Annotated in this window: 1 protein-coding gene; it reads left to right on the top strand. The window is 61.4% G+C overall.

Features of this window, described 5'->3' with window-relative positions; translation table 11 throughout:
• Positions 1–280: hypothetical protein (locus Q1B13_RS26895; RefSeq protein WP_299085970.1), on the top strand; the 280-nt coding region annotated here is incomplete at its 5' end.
• Between the last annotated feature and the right edge of the window lie 155 nt (positions 281–435).

Below are 435 nucleotides of genomic sequence, written 5' to 3' on the forward strand. Positions count from 1 at the left end.
TCCAATGGGCCAAGGAAACGGCCCATTGGCTGTGACATCGACACCCGCACCCCATCCGCGTTTTTCCCCGGCAAGGATGGGGGCCGATGACAAAAGATCCGGAGCTGATCCAGACGGGGTGGTCAGGTTGAATTTCAGTGAATTTGGGAGGGACCCGCGCGCTGGCGCGTGGGAGGAACCGGGATTTTCACGATATCTGCTTGAGGCGCACAAAAAGAGATATGTGAGCCGCGCCCTGGCGCGGGTCTCTCTTTGCGCCTTCCCCCTGGACCGGATCTGATACGAGAGATTTTCGGCCCCCTGACGCTCGGGGAAATCAAGCGCAGCAGACCGCCCGGCGGTCTGCTCAGCCAATTACGAGAATGTCAGGGCCGGGGTGAGCGCGGGCGCAAGCCCGTGTGGATCCCCTGCCCTGTCTCATGGATCAAGTGAGCC

This window comes from uncultured Ruegeria sp. (assembly GCF_947489545.1).
Lineage (GTDB): Bacteria > Pseudomonadota > Alphaproteobacteria > Rhodobacterales > Rhodobacteraceae > Ruegeria.